Below are 2762 nucleotides of genomic sequence, written 5' to 3' on the forward strand. Positions count from 1 at the left end.
TGAAGGAACCTATCTCTTAATGCTGGAGTAGGAATCATACAGCTTTCTTCCTTACCGAACCACTTGTATCTATTTCTAGCGATATAGTCATACACCGCATTTGAGATGAACTTAGGGATGATCATAAAGACGTAGAGTAGTGGCCATAAACCTCTCATTTTTTGCGCTATGCGCAGTACTGCACTCGCCTTTACATAAGCATGTTCTCCACGTATCAGGATGATACTATCTGTTTCTTTAGGATTAAGGCTATGTTTTTCTAAATATAAAGCTCCTATATCGCTTTGTAATGAGGCAAAACGATAATGATTTTTACGATCTCTATTAATGATAAAGGTAATCGCACCGTTGCACAAATTACACACACCATCAAATAATATAACATCATTTTGCTTTCCCATGATCAAACTTTTTCTAATTGTTCTACAGCTACTATAGTTGTAAACATACCATAATTGATCGTCGCTTTTCCTTTTTCGATCTTATCTATAGTTCCTACAGATCTAGAATCCATTAAACGCACATGATCATCTTTCTTTAAAGTGACTTTAGGTTTAGGTGGCTCAACAGGTTTAGGGTTTTTCTTTTTCTCTTGTCTTATTTTAGTGACTTTTTGAATCAGCTCGTTCTCGACTTGCTTCTTTTTACCTTGTTCCTGTTTATGTTTTTTGACATCTACTTTTTTAGGTGGTGGCTGGCGTTTTACATTTTCTGTAATTACCATCTTCATCATCTCATCTATGAGTAGTTTTTTCTTTTTATTTCTAGAGAAATCTTTAGCAAGACTATCAAATTTTTTACCTAACTGTATGTATCGCTGGTAACTGTCATACATTTCTTGAAAATCAAGCAGTTTTTGCTGCACACGTTCTTGAGTATCTTCCAGCTTGTTTACTTTTTGACTGGCTTTCATCTCTCGCTCTCGCAGTGATTCATTGTTTTTACGCAAGTTAGAACGTTCTTTTTGCAGTGCAGCAATGGATTTATCAAATCTTATTTTTCCACGTTCTACTTTCTTTTTAGCCTTATTAATTAACGAGTATGGAATCCCATTTTTCTGTGCTACTTCAAAGGTGAAAGAACTACCAGCTTCTCCCAGTTGTAATTTATAAATAGGTTCCAGCGAGTTTGCGTCAAATAACATATTTGCATTAGTCATTTCAGGCATCTCATTTGCCAGCATTTTAAGATTAGTATAGTGCGTTGTGATAATCCCGTAGCTTTTACGCCTGTAGAGTTCCTCAAGCATACTTTCTGCCAGTGCGCCACCTAATTCTGGATCAGAACCGGTTCCAAATTCATCTATCAAGAAAAGTGTTTTATCGTCAGCTTTTTTGAGAAAACCACGCATATTCTTCAATCTGTAGCTGTAAGTACTTAAGTGATTATCTATACTTTGATTATCACCTATATCTGTTATGATGTGCTTGAATAAACAAACCCTACTTTTTTCATGTACTGGAATTAAAAAACCCGTTTGGATCATCAGTTGCAATAATCCTATGGTTTTTAGGGTAATGGATTTCCCACCAGCATTAGGACCAGAGATGACTATGATGCGATTATCTTCCTTTAAACTTATAGTCTGTGGATAGGTTTTTTCATTGCGCGCTCTATTTGAAACCAGTAATAATGGGTGATAAGCGTCTACTAATTCGAGCTCACGATGTTCTACCATCATAGGTAAAATCGCCTCTATAGATTGAGCATAACGGGCACGAGCGGCAATAATATCAGTATGGGTCAGGTAATCTCGATATATTTTAAATTCCTCTAAATACGGTCGCAGGCTATCTGTAAGGATTTTTAGAATGCGATTAATTTCTTCAGTCTCCTCAACTTCTAGTTCAGCCAGCTTTCGCGAAAGCGTTAACACACGTTCTGGTTCGATATATGAGATACTTCCCGTTTTAGAACTACCCATTATTTTACCTTTTACCTTTCTACGATACATGGCTTTAACGGCAAGGACACGACGATTTTCTATCACAGTCTCTCGGATTTCATCGAGGTAATCCATCTGCGAATAGTGACTTAACGCTTGACCAAAGCTGCCGTTAAGTTGCCCTTTTACAGAATTCATCTCACGACGTAAGTTCTTGAGGTCTGGTGAGGCATCATCTTTTATCTCACCAAAACGGTCCAAAACCGCATCCACAGCATTAGGCACATATTCATTAAGCTCAATAGCATCTAGTCGATGGTGCAAGGATGGAAATAATAAGTGCTGTTTTTTAAAAAACTTAATGTGCTCGTTAACAGATTTGGGTAAAGTGACTAGCTTACGTATACTTTCCTTATCTAAGGTAGAGTTCTCAATACCTAGTAATTGCAGCTCTTTTTCTATAGGGTCAAAACCGTGATTAGGAATGCGATACTCGCTGGAAAATGATTCTACATACTCATTAGTATGCGCAAGAGCATCATTTACTGCTTTGCGATAAGAAAGAGGCTGCAACAGGCGCATGTTTTTTTTACCATCTGTAGTGGTACAAAAAGCAGCCGCTTGTTCTAAGACAACGTCAAACTCTAAATCTTGAATGGTTTTACTGGAAATTCTACTCATAAATGTTATAACAAAAATACACTAGCACAGTGGAGTAGTCGCAGGTTTTTCAATTAATTATCATAATGAGCTATAAATTAAAAGTCATCTTTAAATAGATCGCTTCATGGAGTAATACTAATTTACATTCCTAATGTCGCATATAATACGTTTCTTTTTTGCCTATATTTCAAAATAAAATGAAACCGTAGCTTAG

2 protein-coding genes are annotated in these 2762 nt (G+C 36.5%); both read right to left on the reverse strand.

Annotated elements, in window-relative coordinates:
* Positions 1-401 (reverse strand): thiol-disulfide oxidoreductase DCC family protein (locus ACTF48_RS10950; RefSeq protein ID WP_438963198.1); only part of this gene is annotated, 401 nt, incomplete at its 3' end.
* A 2-nt stretch (positions 402-403) separates the two neighbouring features.
* On the reverse strand, positions 404-2566 hold the full coding sequence (locus ACTF48_RS10955; RefSeq protein ID WP_438963199.1) for an endonuclease MutS2: 2163 nt from the start codon (positions 2564-2566) through the stop codon (positions 404-406).
* Between the last annotated feature and the right edge of the window lie 196 nt (positions 2567-2762).

Source organism: Nonlabens sp. (genome assembly GCF_965660805.1).
Classification (GTDB): domain Bacteria; phylum Bacteroidota; class Bacteroidia; order Flavobacteriales; family Flavobacteriaceae; genus Nonlabens.